Origin of the sequence: Alkalinema sp. FACHB-956, assembly GCF_014697025.1 — a bacterium.
GTDB lineage: Bacteria > Cyanobacteriota > Cyanobacteriia > Leptolyngbyales > Leptolyngbyaceae > Alkalinema.
Genome location: NZ_JACJRC010000007.1, coordinates 71,773 through 90,366, shown reverse-complemented (window position 1 = coordinate 90,366; position 18,594 = coordinate 71,773). Strand labels below are relative to the sequence as shown.

Below are 18,594 nucleotides of genomic sequence, written 5' to 3'. Positions count from 1 at the left end.
ACGATTTTTGGGTTGGCATACTTGGGTTTTGCTAGGATACTCGCTCTTTGGGCGTGGGTTTTCCTATGTGGGTGTGGCTCCACTTTATATTGGTGAAATCACATTATTTTTTGGTTTTATAACCCTAATACTCAATCGTTCTTTCTCAAAACTTATCGGCCATTACCTACCCCAGCTTTTTCGTCAACCCGCACCCTGTTTTCTAGTTATTTTTTTCCTTTGGTGTGTCTTCCATACCATTCCCTATGTTCCCGTATACGGCATCAATGCAATCAGAGATGCTGCCATGTATTACTACAGTTTGTATGCATTTATCATTGCTGTTGTTTTGACTGCTAGACCAGAGTTATTAATTTTTCTCTTAAGAAGATATCGTAGTTTCATCACAATTTTTCTACTAATTTTGCCCTTTACCTGGACTATTTATCAGGCAGGAGTTTCTCCCAATATTCCGGGAACAACTGCAACCATGATTGATATGAAGGTAGCAGATGTGATGGCCCATCTATCGGCTTGTTTAGCATTTTTTGTAGCGCTAAAACCTCCAGGAGTCATCTCATTTTTGTTTTTATTTCTAATGAATGTAGGCTATGTGGGGAGTCAAGCTAATCGATCGGGAACGGTTGCCTTTGTACTTGCATTCCTTGTTGTTGGAATTAATCAAATCCAGAGTAAACGACTGTGGAAAATTTTGATTGTAGTTGGCATAGCATTGACTTTAATCGTTGCTTTAAATCCCAATTTAATTGAAGTTGTCTCTTCCAAAGTCGGAACTATTTTCTCCGATGAAGGGTCTACCCGCTATCAAGGAACAAAAGAGTGGCGACAAAGATGGTGGACTAAGATTATTAACTATACGTTTGGAGGCGAATATTTTTGGACTGGGCGGGGATTTGGAATTAATCTAGCGACAGTGGATGGCTTTGATCCATTTCAGGATGGCATTCTACGCAGTCCCCACAACGGCCATATCAACCTCTTGGCGAGAACAGGAGTGCCAGGTTTTATTCTCTGGTTGTGTGCTCAGTTGAGTTGGGGAAGCACCATGCTGTTAGCCTATGTGCATAGTCGGCTACGGGGGTTACAGCATTGGTCGGGTTTATTTATGACCCTCTTAACCTACTGGATCGCGTTTATGACAACAACAACCTTCGAGGTCATTATTGAAGGTCCAACGGGAGCCATTTGGATTTGGACAATTTATGGGGTTGGGATGGCTGCCATTCAAATTTACCGAACAACCCCTGAATTGCTGGATTTCTCTGGGAGACAACCAGTAGGTGTCCCAGCTAATGAGGAAGCTCTCGCTTTACAACCTGTATTCACAGAATCCAAAGGCTAGTCCCTAGAACCCTAGAGTCAGTGGGCCGCTCAAACCGGGGAACCCCATGATTGCCAAGGCTTTGGCGGGATGATGGCGGTAGCCAAGTTTCATTCCCCAACATGATTGTGGGTACTATGAGATTGCATCCAGGAATCAATTCATCGCATCCCATCTCTGTGCAACTCGTAATTCAGGCTCTTCTCCACTGGCGTCAACCCATTTGTTCCACGATCGCATTTCTACTCGGACTGGGAATCGTCTGTGAGGCCCAACCGATCGTCCAGCGGCCAGAATCTGCCTGCGATGCAGAAGCCCTTTTGACTTCCCGACAGCCCCTCGTCGAAATCCATCCAGAAACCATCATCATGAAGCCCTGGCAAGGCAAACACCAAGTCTACGGCATTTTCATGTTACCCAAAGCGGTTCAGTCTAGGGAACCAGCTATTCTCAAAGTTAAACACATTGGTGTTTACTGTGATGTAGTTAATCGCAGTGGTTTCAAACGGGAAGGCGTGATTGCCAAACGTAATCATTTCCTCATGGTCGATCACATTCACACTCGGACTGCTTTCTGGTTTCTCCTACTGGGCAAAGCTGACCTGATTCAAAATCCAGACAATTGGACACTCATCTATGTTCATCCCGCCGCCCCCCGCCCGCCTCGCTTCTAGCCAATCCACGCTAGTTAATCACGCTAGTCAATCGTGAATCACGCCAGTCAATCCACTCCTAACGGCCCGATCGTAAACTGACTCGCAAGGCTTGGGCATCCCGATCGCGCGGTTCGATCGCCAATGCCTGATTGACCGCCACCAATGCCTCCGCCGATTTGCCTAACGATTGGAGAACCCGTCCTTTTAACACCCAAGCTTCCACAAACTCTGGTTGCAACTGAAGTACCCGATCGAGATCTAATAACGCAGCCTGGGGTTGCTGCAATGCCTGACCCAGTACCTGGGCCCGTAGATACAATGCAACATAGGCTTGGGGATCAATTTGTAAGGCTTGATCCAAGGAGCCGATCGCTTCGATCGAACGGCCCAATGTCGATAATACCAATGCCTTAGCTTGCCATGCGCGATAGAAATTCGGTTGCAATTGTGTTGCCCGATCGAAGGCATTCACCGCCTCCTGAGGCCGCTGCATTGCCTGCAAAATCACCCCTTGGAAATACCAAAACTGGGGGGCATTAAATTCCAATTCCAAGGCTTTATCGATCGCGGCCAACGCTTCGGGAAAACGCCCCAAGCGATAGAGTGTATTGCTGTAATTCACCCAGGTCATGGCACTGGGTGCCCCCGCAGGCGTCACCACCCAATTCTGTAGAAGTTTCGCCATGGCCGCTGTTTCCACAGGCGTTGGTGCAGGTGGTGGCGTCTCTTTGGTTTGTACCGAAAGTCGGGGCTGGTACTGCAACAACGTCCGCATCAAAATCCCCGAACTGTAGCCCAAGCGCAGCCGCCGAGGTTCTTGTAACTGTGGATCAAAGGTCTCTTCCCCCTCCGATCTCCCATGGATCGCTACCACATGGCCATTCAGATCGAACAGCGGACTGCCACTCATGCCCGCCTCCGCCAGGTTGGTATAGAAAACTCGATAGCCTTGGGAAAAGGGGTTTTGCGCCAGGGCGATCGCCTGGGTTGTCGGGACGGTTTGGCCGGGAATAAATAGGCGAATTTGTTCGGAAACCGCCGCACTAGGAGCCGGAAACCCAGAAATAAACAACGGTTGCTGGGTTGTGGGCACATAGTTGGCGAGTTTGGCCGTGGCATAGTTGGCCGCACTGCGAAACTGCACTAAGGCGAGATCTAAATTCGGCAAGGGCTGAATGCTGCGCCATTCCACGGGGTAACGCTTACCATCGGGCGTCACCACCGTATAGCGATCCTGGACTTGTACGCCGTGATGGGTGGTCAAAACCGTATACAAATCCCCCTGGCGATCGATCAAAACGCCCGAACTGGGGCGATCGGCCTGAATGCGCACTGTTACAGACTGTGCAATCTCGTTGAGGCGATCGATCGGCAATGCCTGAGCGGGAGCCATCACCCCGAAGGTCACGCCTGGGCCAACCAATAGTGCGAATACTCCAGGAACCCACCAACGATCCATGTCACCCCGTTAGGCCTTTGCCCCACAAATTAGAGATGTTCTAGTTTTCCAGCCAATTGCCAAGATTCAGGACAAAAGTCAACCCCTTATACAACTCTCCTTCCCCAGTCACTCAATTTGTGATCCCGATCGATCCTGTTGTGATCTCGATCGATCTTGATCTTTTGGCAAAATTCGCTATCTTGACTGAGGATGGTGACTGATGAGGATGATTACCTATCGGGATCCCCTTAATCAAAATCGTTATGACTATGATATAGTTGTAACAGTTCTTAAATTATGCCCTAGTGCAGTCTAAGGCTGGATTCTGAGAACTCATTGGATTTTGAACCGATTACATCACTGCTATTCAGGAGAAGTTTCCCATGTCTGAATTCCTCCGGGTTGGTCAAGCGGCCCCTGACTTTACTGCCACTGCCGTAGTTGACCAAGAGTTCAAGACGATTAAGCTGTCGGACTATCGCGGTAAGTACGTTGTCCTGTTCTTCTATCCGCTGGACTTCACCTTTGTGTGCCCTACTGAAATCACTGCATTCAGCGATCGCTATGAAGAGTTCAGCAAGCTGAATACCGAAGTTTTGGGCGTCTCTGTCGATAGCGAATTCTCTCACTTGGCTTGGATTCAAACCGATCGTAAGAGCGGTGGTGTGGGTGACCTGAACTATCCTCTGGTAGCTGACCTGAAGAAAGAAATCAGTACCGCTTACAACGTGCTCGATCCCGACGCAGGGGTAGCACTGCGCGGCCTGTTCATCATCGACAAAGACGGCATCATCCAACACGCCACCATCAACAACTTGGCCGTGGGTCGTAGCGTAGATGAAACCCTGCGTACCCTGCAAGCCTTCCAGTACACCCAGTCCCACCCCGATGAAGTGTGCCCCGCCGGTTGGCAGCCCGGTGCCGCTACGATGAACCCCGACCCCGTCAAGTCGAAGGAATACTTCGCCGCAGTGTAACTTGCTGTGATGGGATTTCCCTGGGTCGTATCGTGTTAAGCGATCGATAGATAGCAAGTGCGTTAGCTGATCAGTATGCAAGCTAACGCACTTTTTGCTTGGCCTTTGTTATGCTTAGGGTGTATTTGGCTAGCCTATGTTGGATACATCTAGTTGAACTGGATATTTAATTCACGGGTGAAACCCATCACCCCAAAAATAATAAATAGCCCCAACTCTTTCATCCGAGTGGGGCTGAGCAGCTAGTAAGATCCTTAGTTTACCTGGTATCGGTACCCTTTTATACCGTTTTAGACAGTTTCCAGAGGCCAAGTTTTCAGGGGCCAAAGTTACAGTGATACCTACCCATCACAGTGATACAGGCCCATTACAACCAGACCCATTACAACTAGACTCATTACAACTAGAACCATTACAGCGATGCATAGCCAAAGGTGGCATTCGCCATCCGGCACCAAATCACTACGGATTTCACTTTTGAGACGTTGATCGCATCGGGAATGGGATAGCGCTGCATCCCGCTATAACTGTGGAGTTTCCCTAGGTTAATATAGCCATTCATTGCAGTGTAGGCTTGGGGCGGCTTGCTCTGGGAATCCAGTAAGACATGTAAGTCGGGGCCAAGCTCACTCGTACTGAACGCGCTATCCAGTTCCAGGTAGTAGTGACCCTTATCTTGCACAATGCGGGCCGTTCCTGTCGTTGCTTTTTCTGCTGCCACAAATTTTCCGGTCTTCATCAGACCTTCAGGCTTCGCCGCGATCGCTGAAGACTGCCACCCCGGTGGGAGTAGAACCGGAGCTGAAGCATAGACCGCCGGAGCCGCGATCGTCAGCATTGCAGACATGGCACCTAGCGTGGCCCAGTGGTTCAGTTTCAGGTTGAGTTTCATCATGGTGTCATTCCTTGTGTGTGGATTGATGGGTGTAACTGTGATGTATGAACGAGTTGTGTGTGGTGTAACTGTTTGCCGTGGTGTAACTGTTTGCCATTGTTGCGGGGATAGCCTACATCTAGCTGATGGGTTGATAAACCTTGGCTGAGTTCACCTGAGAACTCTCTGAGAAAAGCTTCAATTACCTGCTGGCATCTCCAGATGAGAATCCGCTGAGTCTAGGCTGTAAGCTGCGTAAAAAAGCCATGATTCTAGCCTTATCCAACTGCTAGCGATCGCTCATCTTTTGCCGCACTCACCATGCAATGATGTAATTTCACAGATATAATTCACAGATATAATCTCGCACTGGTGAATTAGCACTGGTGAATTAGCACTGGTGAATTAGCACTGGTGCAGCAATCTTGTGGATTAGCATCGATCGCGGAAATTGACATGACTCAGCATGAACACTCTTCGTCTTATAATGCATCATCGTGTTTACCTTTGGATTGCCGCATTCATTTTTGCAGCCTCTAATTCTGTTACTCGTCAAATCACATTACTGGGAGAACAGCATTTAGTAGATGGCAGAAATCCTATTTCCCTTTGCAATGTTCTATTTGTTGGTAATCTATGCGCCTTAATTTTGATGGCTTGCCTCTTCAGCCGCCAGTGGAATCGCCATCTTTTGAGTCAGCTAAAGCGGCAGGATTGGATTCAGCTAGGAACAATCGGACTGCTTTCCGGTGCCCTTGCTCCTGCACTGATTTTTGCAGCCTTAGACAATACTAGCGTGACCAATGTGGTGCTCTTTAGTCGGTTAGAACCCCCCATTTCTTTGTTAATCGGCGTGCTCTTTTTCCAGAGTCGGGTACAGCGATGGACGGCCTTAAGCGCGATCGTGGGATTTATCGGAATTGTCGTGACTGCGGTCCTGGGCTATACCACCGCATTCCAGTTCGATCGGGGCATTGTATTCGTAACCGCCGCTGCCATCATTCTCGCGATCGCCAGCAATTTAAGCAAAGCCAGTCTACAACTTGTCCCTGTTAGTCTGTTTAACTTAATTCGTACGTTTTTAGGCACAATTATTTTCTTTTTAATTGCTCAAACGCTTTACGGGAGTCAGCATTTCACCGATGCATTTTCCCCCTTTCTGTGGAAATGGATGGTGCTGTATAGCGCGTTGATTGTCGTCGGGGGGCAAATTTGCTGGCTGAATGGCCTCAAAGAGGCTTCTACCGCTGAAATTACCCTAGCGCATCTACTGGAACCGATCGCCGCGATCGCCATGGCCTTTTTAATCCTGGGCGAAACCCCAACGCCCGCGCAATATGTGGGGGGTAGCATTGTATTTATTAGCATTTTGATTAGCCTCTGGGATTTACTACAGCAAAATCGCAAGCACGATCGCGCAATTAACTGGATTGATGAAATGATGGGCGTGGTCAATTTTAGAGGGTTTTAGTCAGGCTATCTGACTTTTCTCAGCAGGCATCCAGCAGGAACTCAGTAAAAATTAATATTTCAGTCCTATTGCTGAAAATAAGATAGAAGCCATGGTCGCGGTGTTCCCCTTCCCATGTCCTCCTTCGATTCCCAAGAGATTCAGCATTATCAGCGCGTTTTGGAATATATTTCTGCGCTGAGTTATCGATCGGGTGAACTGACAAGCTATTTACAGGAAATCACCCTAGGCGTCAGTAGCTTGCTCCACCTGGACTGGTCGGTCGTGACCCTGTGCAAGGATGGCTATGAGCGAGTACTGGCCAGCAGCGTTGATTTGGGTGAAGAAGATCATGTCTATGAAGTCCATGGCACGCTAACGGGTACGGTGATTGAACGGGGGTGTCCCCTGGTCGTAGAAGATACCGATCAGCACCCTGAACTGGGCGAAGCACCTGAAGGCTATCGTTCTTACTTGGGAGTGCCTTTACGCACAGCACAAAATCTGGTGATTGGCACCATTTGCTCCTTCCATCAAACCCCACGACAATTTAGCCAACGGGAAGTCAAAGTCTCGGAACTCTTTGCAGAACGAGCCGCAACGGCGATCGACAACTATTTTCTGTATAAACAACAATTGGAATTTAACGAACGGCTGGAAGCGGAAGTTGCCATTCGTACCGAGGAACTGCGGGAAGCCCAAGCCAAGCTAATGGAACAGGAACGGTTGGCCGCGATCGGAGAATTTGCCGCCATTATTGTTCACGAAATTCGCAATCCCCTCACCACAGTCAAAATGGGTTTAAATGCCTTTAAAAAATTAGAGCTCACTCCCGCCTATCACGAGCGTCTGGGCCTTGCCTTAGGGGAATCACAACGCTTAGAAAACCTGTTGAGCGAAATTTTGCTCTATGCCAAACCCCAAACCCTGAAACTGGTGCAATTAGACTTAGTGGCATTGCTCCGGGGAATGCTGCCTACATTACGAGAAATGCCGGAAGCAGAAGACCGTTCGATCGACCTAATTGCAGAGGTGCCGAACCTATTTCAAGTCGCAGATATTGATAAGCTCAAACAGGTGTTGATTAACATTATTCGCAATGCCTGCGAAGCGACAGAACCCAATGGAACGGTTACTTGCTGGTTGAAGGTTGATCCGATCGCCCACACTCAGCAAATTCAGGTACACAACCCTGGCCCCCCAATTCCGCCCGAAGTCTTAGCCAAACTGACTCAACCGTTCTTTTCTACCAAATCCGGTGGCACGGGGCTAGGACTTGCAATCTCCAAGCGCATTCTCGATGCCCATGGGGCGACGTTAACCATAACTTCCAACACTGAGCAGGGCACTTGGGTGACCATCCAATTTCCCCTACCGACCTCAACCTTGGTGTAGCCGCTTGTCTAGAAACTGACGGCAAACTGACGGTAAACTTGCGGCAAACTTGTGGCAAAACTCGCATAAACATTAATGCCCCTGCCGTTCCATTACAGCTTGTCATCCACGATCGGCACCATTCCAGCCATTGCTCAATTTGTAGAAATCCTTTGGTAGAAATCCTTCGCTATTTTCTAGATAATTCTCAGGAAAAACTCAGTTTCCTATCGTTCAATAGAAACATGACTCAGCAACTGAACCGTACCCATGTCTATACCTGTTATCGCCAACTGGGGAAGGCACCTTAAGTCCTTTTTGCGTTGGAATCACCCTTCGTCATTATTTCTTCAACTCCTCTTGTTATTGTCTGTTGTCCTTGCGATCGGGTGGGTCAGTATTCGTTACTGGAACCATCTCATGATGGAACATTTAATGCAAAAGGCAATGAATCCAGCTGATGCAGCTACTGCTGGGAATTCTATGATTATGTTGGGCATGAATGATTTGTATCACTACGTCCATACTTTGGAATTTGGCTTTTCAATCGCCCTCAGTTTTATCGTTCTGTTGCTACTCAGTATCAGCGGTCGTTGGTTTTACAACATTCGCAATCGTCAGCGCCACTTTACCACCCACGTTTCCCATGAATTGCGGACTCCCTTAACGATCGTGTACGGCTACTTACAAAGCCTTTTGCGGCGTAGTCCCAACCTAACCCTAGATCAACGGGAAGCCCTAGAAATTGCCACCGCAGAAACCCAACATACGATCGAAATCCTGCAACGCCTATTAGATGACCTACGAGGTCAGTCGTCCCATTCTTCCCTGAGGTAGCTCTATGCCCAGCAGTTCTATGCAAAACAAATCCATTCCCCATATCCTCTTAGTCGAAGATGAGGAAAAATTAGCTCGGTTCATTCAATTAGAGCTGGACAGCGAGGGATATCAAACCAGCGTTGCCCATGAAGGGATGACTGGCATGACCCTAGCCCGCAATGAAACGTTAGATCTACTGATTTTGGACTGGATGTTGCCGGGGATGACGGGAATCGAAATTTGCCGACGGTTGCGCAGTACGGGTAGCAAGGTGCCCGTGATTCTCTTAACGGCGCGGGATGACATCAGCGATCGGGTGGCTGGATTAGACGCCGGAGCCGATGACTATGTGGTGAAGCCCTTCAGCATTGAGGAATTACTGGCGCGGGTTCGGGCCCATCTGCGCCGCACCCAAGAAGACGATCCGGATGTCCTACAATTTGACAACTTGGTTCTGAATCGGCGCACTCGGCAAGTTAAGCGGGGCGATCGGGCGATCGAACTAACAGCGAAGGAATTTGACCTGTTGGAATACCTGATGCGTCACCCCCGGCAAGTCTACACCCGTAACCAAATTCTCGAAAATGTCTGGGGCTATGACTTCATGGGCGATTCCAACATCATCGAAGTCTACATCCGCTACCTACGGCTCAAATTGGAGGAACAACAGGAGGAACGCCTAATCCACACTGTTCGCAGCGTCGGATACGTCCTACGGGAATCCAGTAGCCATTCTGATACTCCGTAGCAACAGCAGTAGTCAAGACAATTTGATGGATATCGATTCAGGAAATATGGGGAATGTTTGAAATACATCCATCAGATGGAAGTTTCAGAAGATGAAATAGATGAGAGATCAAGGATGGATACCGTAATCTTTACAGATAATTACCCAATCGCTTGACTGGCAAATTTGTTGAGGATACGCTGGCTAGGATGAGCTGATAGACTGACTAACTTATTCACTAGAGCCACTGGAAATAGAGCAGAATCGTACATATCACAGTGCAAGCCTTCAACGTTTGCAAGAATGATTTGTAGATTCGGTAAGTCTTCAGGACTAGGTGATTTCTGAAGCCCCCTCACAGGAACCGAGAGAACATGCATCTGTCCTTTACGCGTCTTAAAAATTACTTTGTGCCCATAATTACTGGTTGATGCATAGGGACGAGATGGATCCCCAGGGCCAGGGAGTATATGGTTATAAATGTATTCATCAGTCAACACAAGCGCACAGCCAGGATTGAGCTTTGGCTGGATTTCTTGTGCATGTTCAACAAATGCACCACTTTTTTCTAAGGCAGCTAAAAAGATACCGTGCTTGTTCATCAGCCAGTTCATTAAATCAAGCATTGGTTCGTGTAGCCGCGCCGTTTGGCCAAAGAACCCAGCTGAACCATCTTTAATAAAGAACAAACGACGTAGCATTTCTGGCTGTCGCTTCAGAAGTTGTCTGATAATATGAATGATAATTAAATGCTCAATTACATTGGTCAGATATCCCATAATCCCACCTGCTCCGATTTCTTCTTCAATCACTTCATGAAGACGAAAAATATCAGTCAAATAAATTCTCTCACCAGTTTCAGGGCAAGGAAATGTGAACTCTGAATCCATCTCCTCCAGCTTGAGAGTAACTTGATTAAGATCCGGGCTACGTGGATTTGTCGCGAGGTTCCACTTGCCATCTTGTTGAGTTTGTTGAGCAGGTGGCTTATATCTGCGGAAGACAAACCATGCCAAGGTATCTAACAAACTATTGCCCTCATCCATCGTATTATTTTTGAAAAACTCATAAATAGCTCTCAAAACACTAGCTTTCAGGCTAGGTTGATCTTTGAAACAAATATTTTTTGTGGGCAAGGCCAGCTTCAATCGTTCAATGTTTTTCAGCTTCGCCATATCTTCTGGTGCAATAAAAGGAGATGCATCAATACACTCGAGCTCTTTTTGCTCAAAGAAAAGTGCGCCAAATTGCATAAAATGAATTGTTCGAGATGGAAAATTCATCTCAATCATTGATTCGGTATAGCCACCATCTACAGCTATCACAAATTGGATAGGATTCTTATCGGGTGGCTCAAAATCAACGACTAAATCAGCTGCTGTGATCCCAGAATTCTTGTCAGGCTTATAAATACGATCCATTAATGCTCGAACTTCAGGATCGTTGATGATGTGTTGATGTGAGGCTTTGCTTGCGCCCTCAAAGGGACGGCGATCGTTACGACTAATATATCCCATATCGTGATGCCATTAACGACATGTATGAACTTACATTTCCATAGGAAAGCGATTAACTTGAACGGGAATAACAAAAGGGTTGCTATAAGTTTTCATTCTGACAAATCCTTTATCAGTATCCTGACTAAAGCGTATTAGGCTTTCCGTAAAGTCGCTAAAGTCGTAATACTTACGTAACTCTCTTGTTTCATCTTCATTGTTTAAGTGTGATATAAACCAGTTCTGAGTTGCTTTCAGAATGTTACTACTAATCGAACTCACTTCTTGGGTTGCGTAAACCAACCCAAGATGAAGTTTCGCACCCTCCTTGGCAAGACGATTGTAGATTTGTGATAGATCTTTGTCGTCTTTTTTTGGGAATAGGTTGTGCGCCTCTTCAAAGTAGAATTGAATAAAATTATTAGGCCGAGTTTGGACAAATCTTGCCAAGGAATCATAAAAAATTTTCCGTGTAATTCTTTCGGTAAACATTTTCTGAACTCCTTCATCACCCAGTGATAAGTCCACTATCACTATTTTCCCACGTCTCAATTGCTGTAGAATGTCTTGATCAAATGGTGTCTGATCTCGATCTGTATGTTGTTCAATAACACTCTTCAGATTACGATAGCCTGTAACCATCCGCCCATCACTCTTGCGAGTTAACATGACTAACAGAGCCTTGAGTTCATCATCAGCCCACTCTTTCCCATTATCCTGCTTATATTTTGCAAAGCAGGGATCTGTATCATAGACTTCATACAGCTTCTCCCACCAATTACATGCCTCCTCAAAAGATATACCCTTACTTGGATCTACTGTTCCTATAGCTTTTCTGACTTCTGCATTGGCAGAGAACCTAATAGTCTTGAGGTTGATTGGCAAAGGAAAGCCTGCTCTATACAGACAGCAAAGATACACAGCTATGCGTCTGTCATATCGAGTTGCCGCAGATCTGTTCGCGTCATAATCTTCAGGTTTTGAAAAGCTAATATTTTTGAAGTTAATCATGTATTTAGTAGAGTCTGCCACAATATTTGGATGACCACAAAGCAACTCAAAGCCCTCTTCAATTTCTCGGTAGAAGTTGACCTTTAAGACTTTAACATCGGCTTCTCTAGGAACAGTTGAATATCGCTGAGTCTGACTTCTGTAAAGCTGAAATATGGCTGTACCTTGATCCTGTAGGTTGGGGTTGGCATATTCACCATTTATATCAAAAATAATCTGCCCAATGGGGTATTTGGGCGACTTATTCTCATTCCAAGGATCGAGAATCTCGTCAGGAGGCTCTTGTTCTCCTTGATCTAAGATGAGCGTTGCCTGCTCGCTCATTTTCACACAGGCTTGAATAATAGTTTTGACAGTATTAGATTTTCCTGTTCGAGTCATCCCAAATAATGCAGTTCGTTTTCCCGCAAAATCGGGAGCTTGTACGTAGACTGGAACATCCAATTCCTGCTGTTGGAAACGCTGGCTAGAACTGTAACGAACTTTACCAACTGGAACATCTCCTGCTCCACCTGGCACAGAATCTTCACGGTAATTCACAATAAATTTTAAAATATCGGCTGAAGGTTTTATAACTTTATAATGATGAGCACTGTAGAAATTTTCTAAGTCGGCTCCGAAACGAAGTTTATCATTCTGATCTAGATAGAAAGAACCTAAAACAGAGCACTCAAGGCCACTGAATGAAAACTCATAACGTGTGAATGTATCTAATTGGGAGCGACTGGTTGAACCTGTCTGTAGTCCATCTTTGTAGTACTCAACCATACTGCTGATCACATCTTGATCAGTTGGCAGTTTGGCAGGTTGAAGAACCCTCAGCAGCATTGCTTCAGCATTTGACTTGTCATCAAGTTCATTGTCATAATATGCAAGGAGAAAGCAGCCTTGGGGAATTCCTTTGGCACGCTCCTTCCACGAATCAGCAACTAAAATTTCTGCTTTGCTATAACTGAGACGAAATGGCCTACCTACAAAAAGACCTGTTTGCCACTCTCCGTTAGTATCTCGCTTGAAAAAGTCGGGTTGGATAATCCGAGAACTAATTCCCATAATTCTATAAATAGAAGCTACTTTTTATACCTTAGCGCAGGATCTTCAAATCTGAGCCGTGATTGCTCCACATAGTCCTCTCTTTCTTCAATTGTTAGCCATCGACGGCCACAAAGGGCTGCTGCATAGCCAGTAGTATTACTCCCACCAAACGGATCAAGAACTAAGTCATCAGGATTAGTCAGATATTCAATAAAAAACTTAGCCAGCCCCACTTGCATTCTAGCTGGGTGTGCTTCTATACCTTTCTCACGACATATCCGGCTGAAGAAGTCATTGGACGAGGTGTTAGACATGGAAAAGGCGTTTGGTAGGCGTGGCTCACATCCCGGTGTAAGGCTTTCTAACTCAATGAAATTATGAGCAATAGAACCACCTCTATCGTTTAAGAAACCACTATCACTAATCTTATGCTGTGAAGGTCTTCTGCCAGCATTGAACTTTCCTGATTTCAGCAGCCTTTGCATACTTTTACTGTACGGGCGTAGCACTTCTGGTCGGGAATTATCCGCCTTAGGAAAATCACTCTTTGCCATCCACCAAACATTTGTATAACTATCTACAGCCCGAATCTGTTCAATTGTGACCCACTGAGCAGGAGATGGCAGCCGAGAAGGGTTGTAACATACAAATTGTTGGATAAGCCGTAGATTAGCTTTCTCATGTGAAACAAAACCTAGTAAAGACTGAAGTGGCAACAATGATTGAACGGGTCGTTTAGGTTCCCAGGCATTTCCTAATTCAATAACTATAGAACCATCATCAGCTAACAGGTTTGCAAAAAGAGGTGCTAAATCCGTAAACCACTTTAGATAAATTTCACCTTTCATATTGCCATACCTTTTCTTTTTATTCAAAGGGAAAGGTGGTGACGTAAGTATAAGGTTTACCTTTCCTTGAATATCTTGTAGCTTCTTATGCAGCAAAACTTCCTCACATTTGCCGAGATAGTACTGCCCTGACTTATTTCGGTATACAGGTTTCACGAAATTTTAACTCACTACTAGTTCGTTGTATGCAGTACTGATAATCGGCTGCTGCTTGAACAGACTCGGGTTACAGTCTTCTGTAAAATTATATTCATCAACCTTATATATTGAGGTCTACTACAGCGGATTGCGTAACGACAAGAAACAGATGCAACACCTGAAACCTTTTCTGCTGTGGGTTGCTGTATCGATCAGTCAAGCAAAGGGCTGTATTCCCTCTCTTGTATTATGAATCCACTTAGTAGCCATAATTCAGGCTAGTTTTGAAAATCTTGCTCCTCATTATTATGTTTTCGGATCCGTATGCCATAATTGAGAGAGACAATCAACGGTTTGCTCGGAAATTGCAGGTTGATAGGAGGTATGCCATGACGCAAGTTCAGATAAAGATGGCTGACCTCTACGATCGTCTAGTGAATGTAGGTTTTTCCAGAAAATATATCCGTCAAGTAGGGTTACCGGATTGGTGGACGGATGAGGCTGACCAAGATCCCGATGTTTTGTTAGAAGGCGCAGCCTACTTAGCAAATCGGTTGAACGTCAATCTTAGATCTCTACTAACGGAAAATTCAGAGGTAAGTTTTGCATCTGCATTTCAACTAAAGTTTAAATTGAAAAATGGAACAGATACGAATCGACTGACCATTCCACGTGCATTAGCTTCCAGGGTTGCAGAAGTAGTAGCCTACGGGTGCAAGCAGCCTTATTTAGGACTGGCAAATTGGTCAATAGATCGCATTCGGCAACAAATTATGCAATCGCAAGATGCAGTTGATTTATTGGGATTAGTCCAGTTCTGTTGGTCAATCGGAATTCCAGTATTGCATTTTTCAGCTTTTCCACCTGACGTACACCGCTTCCAGGGAATGGTGGCATATTTTGTTGATCGTCCCGTGATTATTGTAAGTTTGAAAGATAAATCTCCAGCACGCTTATTATTTATTGCAGCCCATGAACTAGGACACTTGTTGTGCGGTCATGTGAGGCAAGATGAACCATTAGTTGATGAGCGGGTAGCAGTCGCTACGGATGATGCTGATGAAGATGAAGCTAATCAGGTAGCACAAGAATTGCTAATTGGTCGATCAGCGATGAGTTATGATATTTGGCGACGATACATTACAGGTGAACAACTAGCACAAGAATCCTTAAGATTAGCCAAGAAAGACCATGTCGCACCAGGTGTTGTTGCCTTAAACATTGCTTGGAACCGAGCAGGACGGGCTTATACAAAAGCAGACAAAGAGATGATTTGGCGGATAGGGATCAAAGCATTGAAAACTTTAGAACCGGCTGTCCATGCTCCTCATTTAATTAACCAAATTTTATGTCAGCATTTAGATTGGAGTCAATTGAATGACGAAACAATCGATTATTTAGTTACAATGTTAGATTTGGATCGACAATGGTTTGAGTAAGTTTGTGGATCGTGTTTGCTTTCTTGATAATGATATTATTCATAAACTAGTAGCAATGAGTCTATTTTACGAGGCGATTGATGTGCTACATATTGAGAGATCGAATTTGCAAATTTTACCCACAGCTCGCTATTGGTTTTCTAGTCAGAAAAAGCGGCGGCAACAGTATTCCGATGTAGTGTGGGATATGGCAATTGCTGTAGTGAATGCGTGTCGGCCCATTTCAATCATAATGGATGAGGACTCTTTGAGTGAGTTGGAGTATTTGAATCAGTTTCGGAATGTGATTCATGAAGGCGAGCAGCAATTAATTTTGGCAACACGATCACAGCCAGATTTTTTGTTATTGACTGGCGATAAAGTCTGCTTGGCAGCATTGCCAAAATTGTCAGAGGAAATTTATCAACGATTAGAAGGGCGAGTAATTTGTTTGGAGCAAGTCGTATGGTTATTGATTCAGCAACTAGGATTTGAAGTTGTCAAGACGCGGGTACTGCCGATGCGACAGTACGATAAGGCAATACAGGCTTGTTTCGGGTCAGGGGAACAGGCTCAAGAATGCAATGTTTTGGAGACTTTGACTGGATACATTACAAATTTGCAACGACAAGTTCCAGGACTACTGGCGAACATTGAACAGCTTGGGAACGATCCAACAGAAGGAAATATCTGATTAGCAGAAAAGAAAAACTGAAGCTAGGATTCACATACAACCTTCAGAGGCACTGCGACCTATAAATCTGAACTAACAACGAAGCCTGGAACGTTGAGAATGACAAAAAGTTTGAAAACTTGCGTTTTAGACTAGATCCACTTAACTATCAAATTCTTCTAACTGGGGCGCTAGGATTCGAACCTAGGAATGCCGGGACCAAAACCCGGTGCCTTACCGCTTGGCGACGCCCCATCGCGCAACCACAAGAATAATAGTAGCAGGTACTCCCCGGGTTGTGTCAACACTTTTTTTAGAATTTCTTCGCTATTTTTCGATCGCCTGCCCCTGAACACCGTTAAAGCCCCACCAAACCAAGCGTTTGGGCAATCAACCGATTTTCCGCCCAGTCCTACCTGACCGTATCAATCAGTACGACATTCCCCCCCAGGAGTTGCATATGATGCAGTTACGGACGTAAAGTGTAGGCTACAGCACAGCCAGCACAGATCATTTTCGACAGATCATTTTTCGAGGGAGTGGGCGGCGTGAACGCGGCAGAACTGGCAACCAACCTGGAAACAGCAAGCAAGATTGCAACGGTGGTGAACTGTTTTAAGCGATCGTTTCCCGATGCCAAGTCGGACTTGAAACCCTGGGCCAACGATCCTGACACCCGCGAGCAAATGGATCCGGAATCAATCGACATTGGATTTCACTTTCCGGGTTGGAGTCGGCGGTTTCAGTGCCGTAGCGTCTTGGTGCAGATTCGCTTTTACAAGGATCCCGACTCTGGGGTGAAGCGATCGATCGGCGTGGAACTGGCGGGATTTAGCCACGCGGGCAAGCAATGGTGGATGTCTACGATCGAAAGCTGGACTTTTGAAGGCAATGCCCACCCCGCAGAGGACGCCCAGGAAAACCTCAAAACCTTCTGCCGCGAGTTACTCCAAGTGTTTAATGGTGAAGCCTAGAGACGGTCAGACTCCGACGGGGAGATTGGGTCATTTGCGATCGGTTCATCGGCGATCGGGTCATCGGCGATCGGATGATCAAGATCCGGTTGCCAGCGGTACTTCCGTAAATCAACCCTACCCGCTGCACTAAATTTGATTCCTTCCGCTTCCAGCAGCGATCGTTGCAGGTAATCGTTGCCCTGCCGAAAGGGAGACTCTGAAATTGCACCCTGGGCATTAATCACCCGATGCCAGGGCACATCCGCCTCCGGTGCCACCCGAAACAACGCATACCCCACCAAACGGGCGCGGCGGGGTAAGTTACTGAGTTCTGCGATTTGGCCATAGGTGGCGACTTGGCCGTAGGGAATCCGGCGCACCGTGGCATAGATTTTCTCGTAGGCGTTCATTCCCCCAGCTTAAGCAACAACTAGCCTAAGCAGCAACTAGCCTAAGCAGCAACCAGCGCATTGGCCAGGGCCAGGTCAAAAAACTGTGCATTGGGGGCTTTCTCTGGCAGGTCGCCCTGAATCAGTTGGAAGGGATTGTCCACATCCCCTAAGCAATCTACGACTAATGTCGCCGTGGTTAACTCGTGATCCCGCGTGTAATCGTTACAGGTCACCACGGTTTGTAAACCTGCTGCCACCGCAGCCCGCAGCCCCTGCTGGGAGTCTTCCAACACCAGGCAATCCGCAGGTTCCAGGGCTAGGGTGTCCAAGACGTATTGGTAAATATCCGGAGCGGGTTTTTTGCGGGGCACAATATCGCCAGCGGCAATCACCTCAAACCAACTGGGGCTATCCGGTTCCAAGGCCGTCTCCAGCAAGGGGATGACATTCTCTAGGGAACTGGTCGTCGCGATCGCTAGTCGCACACCGCTTTCCCGCGCTTCCTGGATGAGACGACGCACACCGAGCCGCAATTTAATTTCACCGCCCTGTAGTAATTGCTGATAGAAGCGACTTTTGGATTGATGTAAACCTGCAATAAATTCAGTGAGCTCGATCGGGGGCACAAAATCGGGTTGATAGTGCTGGATGTAGTGGGCCATGCGTTCCTTCCCACCTGCGATCTCCAACAATTGCCCGTAGAGTTCCACAGACCAAACCCAATCCAGACCTGCGGCCACAAAAGCTCGGTTAAAGGCTAAGCGATGACCGTCGCGCTCTGTTTCTGCCAAGGTTCCATCGACATCAAAAATCAGTGCGCGAACACCTTTCATATCGCACTTCCCATTGTATTAACGGCTCTGCAACAACTGTAGCGAAGGTTCCTAGGAAAAGACAATGCCTGAATAATCAGTAAATCTTGGGATCTGCTGAAGCAGTCCTGATGAATCAAAAAAATCGGTGTAAAGGAGGGAGAGATGTTCTCGAT

General features: G+C 46.4%; 16 protein-coding genes, 1 tRNA gene and 1 pseudogene. 10 read left to right on the top strand and 8 right to left on the bottom strand.

Going from position 1 to position 18,594, the window contains the following annotated elements:
- Positions 1-7: 7 nt before the first annotated feature.
- Together H6G21_RS10280 and H6G21_RS10275 are read left to right on the top strand one after the other, a co-directional pair.
- Positions 8-1,342, top strand: a complete 1,335-nt coding sequence (locus tag H6G21_RS10280) for an O-antigen ligase family protein (protein ID WP_199307144.1) — start codon at positions 8-10, stop codon at positions 1,340-1,342.
- Between the two features lie 158 nt (positions 1,343-1,500).
- Positions 1,501-1,995 carry a hypothetical protein gene (locus tag H6G21_RS10275; protein ID WP_190573313.1) on the top strand — a complete coding sequence of 165 codons (495 nt, stop codon included), beginning with the start codon at positions 1,501-1,503 and terminating at the stop codon, positions 1,993-1,995.
- Between the two features lie 58 nt (positions 1,996-2,053).
- On the opposite strand, the gene H6G21_RS10270 is transcribed toward H6G21_RS10275, so the two are convergent.
- Positions 2,054-3,436, bottom strand: a complete 1,383-nt coding sequence (locus tag H6G21_RS10270; protein WP_190573312.1) for a tetratricopeptide repeat-containing serine protease family protein — start codon at positions 3,434-3,436, stop codon at positions 2,054-2,056.
- A gap of 365 nt (positions 3,437-3,801) precedes the next feature.
- On the opposite strand from H6G21_RS10270, the gene H6G21_RS10265 reads away from it, so the two are divergent.
- Complete coding sequence (locus H6G21_RS10265) at positions 3,802-4,395, top strand: peroxiredoxin (protein WP_190573311.1); 594 nt, start codon at positions 3,802-3,804, stop codon at positions 4,393-4,395.
- A 412-nt stretch (positions 4,396-4,807) separates the two neighbouring features.
- On the opposite strand, the gene H6G21_RS10260 is transcribed toward H6G21_RS10265, so the two are convergent.
- On the bottom strand, positions 4,808-5,290 hold the full coding sequence (locus tag H6G21_RS10260; protein ID WP_199307143.1) for a DM13 domain-containing protein: 483 nt from the start codon (positions 5,288-5,290) through the stop codon (positions 4,808-4,810).
- A 466-nt stretch (positions 5,291-5,756) separates the two neighbouring features.
- Between H6G21_RS10260 and H6G21_RS10255 the strand changes: the two genes are divergently transcribed.
- The 4 genes and pseudogenes from H6G21_RS10255 to H6G21_RS10240 all read left to right on the top strand — a co-directional run bounded on the left by H6G21_RS10255 (position 5,757) and on the right by H6G21_RS10240 (position 9,660).
- Positions 5,757-6,740, top strand: a complete 984-nt coding sequence (locus H6G21_RS10255) for a DMT family transporter (protein ID WP_199307142.1) — start codon at positions 5,757-5,759, stop codon at positions 6,738-6,740.
- 114 nt (positions 6,741-6,854) lie between these two features.
- Entirely contained in the window at positions 6,855-8,114 is a 1,260-nt protein-coding gene (locus tag H6G21_RS10250) for a GAF domain-containing sensor histidine kinase (protein ID WP_190573309.1), read from the top strand.
- Between the two features lie 594 nt (positions 8,115-8,708).
- Positions 8,709-8,891: pseudogene (locus H6G21_RS26195) on the top strand (histidine kinase dimerization/phospho-acceptor domain-containing protein); the annotation flags it as partial.
- 58 nt (positions 8,892-8,949) lie between these two features.
- Entirely contained in the window at positions 8,950-9,660 is a 711-nt protein-coding gene (locus H6G21_RS10240; protein WP_190573307.1) for a response regulator transcription factor, read from the top strand.
- A gap of 140 nt (positions 9,661-9,800) precedes the next feature.
- On the opposite strand, the gene H6G21_RS10235 is transcribed toward H6G21_RS10240, so the two are convergent.
- From H6G21_RS10235 to H6G21_RS10225, 3 genes are read right to left on the bottom strand one after another with little or no spacing between them, the layout of a single operon-like run.
- Positions 9,801-11,156: a NurA domain-containing protein gene (locus tag H6G21_RS10235; protein WP_190573306.1), complete on the bottom strand. Its 1,356-nt coding sequence runs from the start codon at positions 11,154-11,156 to the stop codon at positions 9,801-9,803.
- Positions 11,157-11,186: 30 nt separating this feature from the next.
- Positions 11,187-13,199 (bottom strand): DUF87 domain-containing protein, encoded by a 2,013-nt coding sequence (locus H6G21_RS10230; protein WP_190573305.1) that lies wholly within the window; start codon positions 13,197-13,199, stop codon positions 11,187-11,189.
- A gap of 17 nt (positions 13,200-13,216) precedes the next feature.
- Positions 13,217-14,185, bottom strand: coding sequence for a site-specific DNA-methyltransferase (locus H6G21_RS10225; RefSeq protein WP_190573304.1), 969 nt, complete (start codon positions 14,183-14,185; stop codon positions 13,217-13,219).
- A 371-nt stretch (positions 14,186-14,556) separates the two neighbouring features.
- Here H6G21_RS10225 and H6G21_RS10220 point away from each other — a divergent pair, with 371 nt between their 5' ends.
- Positions 14,557-15,606: an ImmA/IrrE family metallo-endopeptidase gene (locus tag H6G21_RS10220; RefSeq protein WP_190573303.1), complete on the top strand. Its 1,050-nt coding sequence runs from the start codon at positions 14,557-14,559 to the stop codon at positions 15,604-15,606.
- A 4-nt stretch (positions 15,607-15,610) separates the two neighbouring features.
- Positions 15,611-16,279: a hypothetical protein gene (locus H6G21_RS10215; RefSeq protein WP_190573302.1), complete on the top strand. Its 669-nt coding sequence runs from the start codon at positions 15,611-15,613 to the stop codon at positions 16,277-16,279.
- A 162-nt stretch (positions 16,280-16,441) separates the two neighbouring features.
- Here the strand turns inward: H6G21_RS10215 and H6G21_RS10210 are convergent.
- Positions 16,442-16,513 (bottom strand) — tRNA-Gln (locus tag H6G21_RS10210).
- 293 nt (positions 16,514-16,806) lie between these two features.
- Here H6G21_RS10210 and H6G21_RS10205 point away from each other — a divergent pair.
- On the top strand, positions 16,807-17,232 hold the full coding sequence (locus H6G21_RS10205) for a hypothetical protein (protein ID WP_190573301.1): 426 nt from the start codon (positions 16,807-16,809) through the stop codon (positions 17,230-17,232).
- Here H6G21_RS10205 and H6G21_RS10200 read toward each other — a convergent pair.
- Positions 17,229-17,624, bottom strand: a complete 396-nt coding sequence (locus tag H6G21_RS10200) for an MGMT family protein (protein ID WP_190573300.1) — start codon at positions 17,622-17,624, stop codon at positions 17,229-17,231. The two genes, H6G21_RS10205 and H6G21_RS10200, sit on opposite strands and share 4 nt — an antisense overlap.
- 41 nt (positions 17,625-17,665) lie before the next feature.
- Positions 17,666-18,439: an HAD family hydrolase gene (locus H6G21_RS10195; protein WP_190573299.1), complete on the bottom strand. Its 774-nt coding sequence runs from the start codon at positions 18,437-18,439 to the stop codon at positions 17,666-17,668.
- Positions 18,440-18,594: the final 155 nt, after the last annotated feature.

Excerpts from the sequence above, each read along its gene's own strand:
- H6G21_RS10270 (WP_190573312.1), bottom strand. The coding sequence starts at position 3,436 with ATGGATCGTTGGTGGGTTCCTGGAGTATTCGCACTATTGGTTGGCCCA.
- H6G21_RS10265 (WP_190573311.1), top strand. The coding sequence starts at position 3,802 with ATGTCTGAATTCCTCCGGGTTGGTCAAGCGGCCCCTGACTTTACTGCC.
- H6G21_RS10260 (WP_199307143.1), bottom strand. The coding sequence starts at position 5,290 with ATGATGAAACTCAACCTGAAACTGAACCACTGGGCCACGCTAGGTGCC.
- H6G21_RS10255 (WP_199307142.1), top strand. The coding sequence starts at position 5,757 with ATGCATCATCGTGTTTACCTTTGGATTGCCGCATTCATTTTTGCAGCC.
- H6G21_RS10250 (WP_190573309.1), top strand. The coding sequence starts at position 6,855 with ATGTCCTCCTTCGATTCCCAAGAGATTCAGCATTATCAGCGCGTTTTG.
- H6G21_RS10240 (WP_190573307.1), top strand. The coding sequence starts at position 8,950 with ATGCAAAACAAATCCATTCCCCATATCCTCTTAGTCGAAGATGAGGAA.
- H6G21_RS10235 (WP_190573306.1), bottom strand. The coding sequence starts at position 11,156 with ATGGGATATATTAGTCGTAACGATCGCCGTCCCTTTGAGGGCGCAAGC.
- H6G21_RS10230 (WP_190573305.1), bottom strand. The coding sequence starts at position 13,199 with ATGGGAATTAGTTCTCGGATTATCCAACCCGACTTTTTCAAGCGAGAT.
- H6G21_RS10220 (WP_190573303.1), top strand. The coding sequence starts at position 14,557 with ATGACGCAAGTTCAGATAAAGATGGCTGACCTCTACGATCGTCTAGTG.
- H6G21_RS10200 (WP_190573300.1), bottom strand. The coding sequence starts at position 17,624 with ATGAACGCCTACGAGAAAATCTATGCCACGGTGCGCCGGATTCCCTAC.
- H6G21_RS10195 (WP_190573299.1), bottom strand. The coding sequence starts at position 18,439 with ATGAAAGGTGTTCGCGCACTGATTTTTGATGTCGATGGAACCTTGGCA.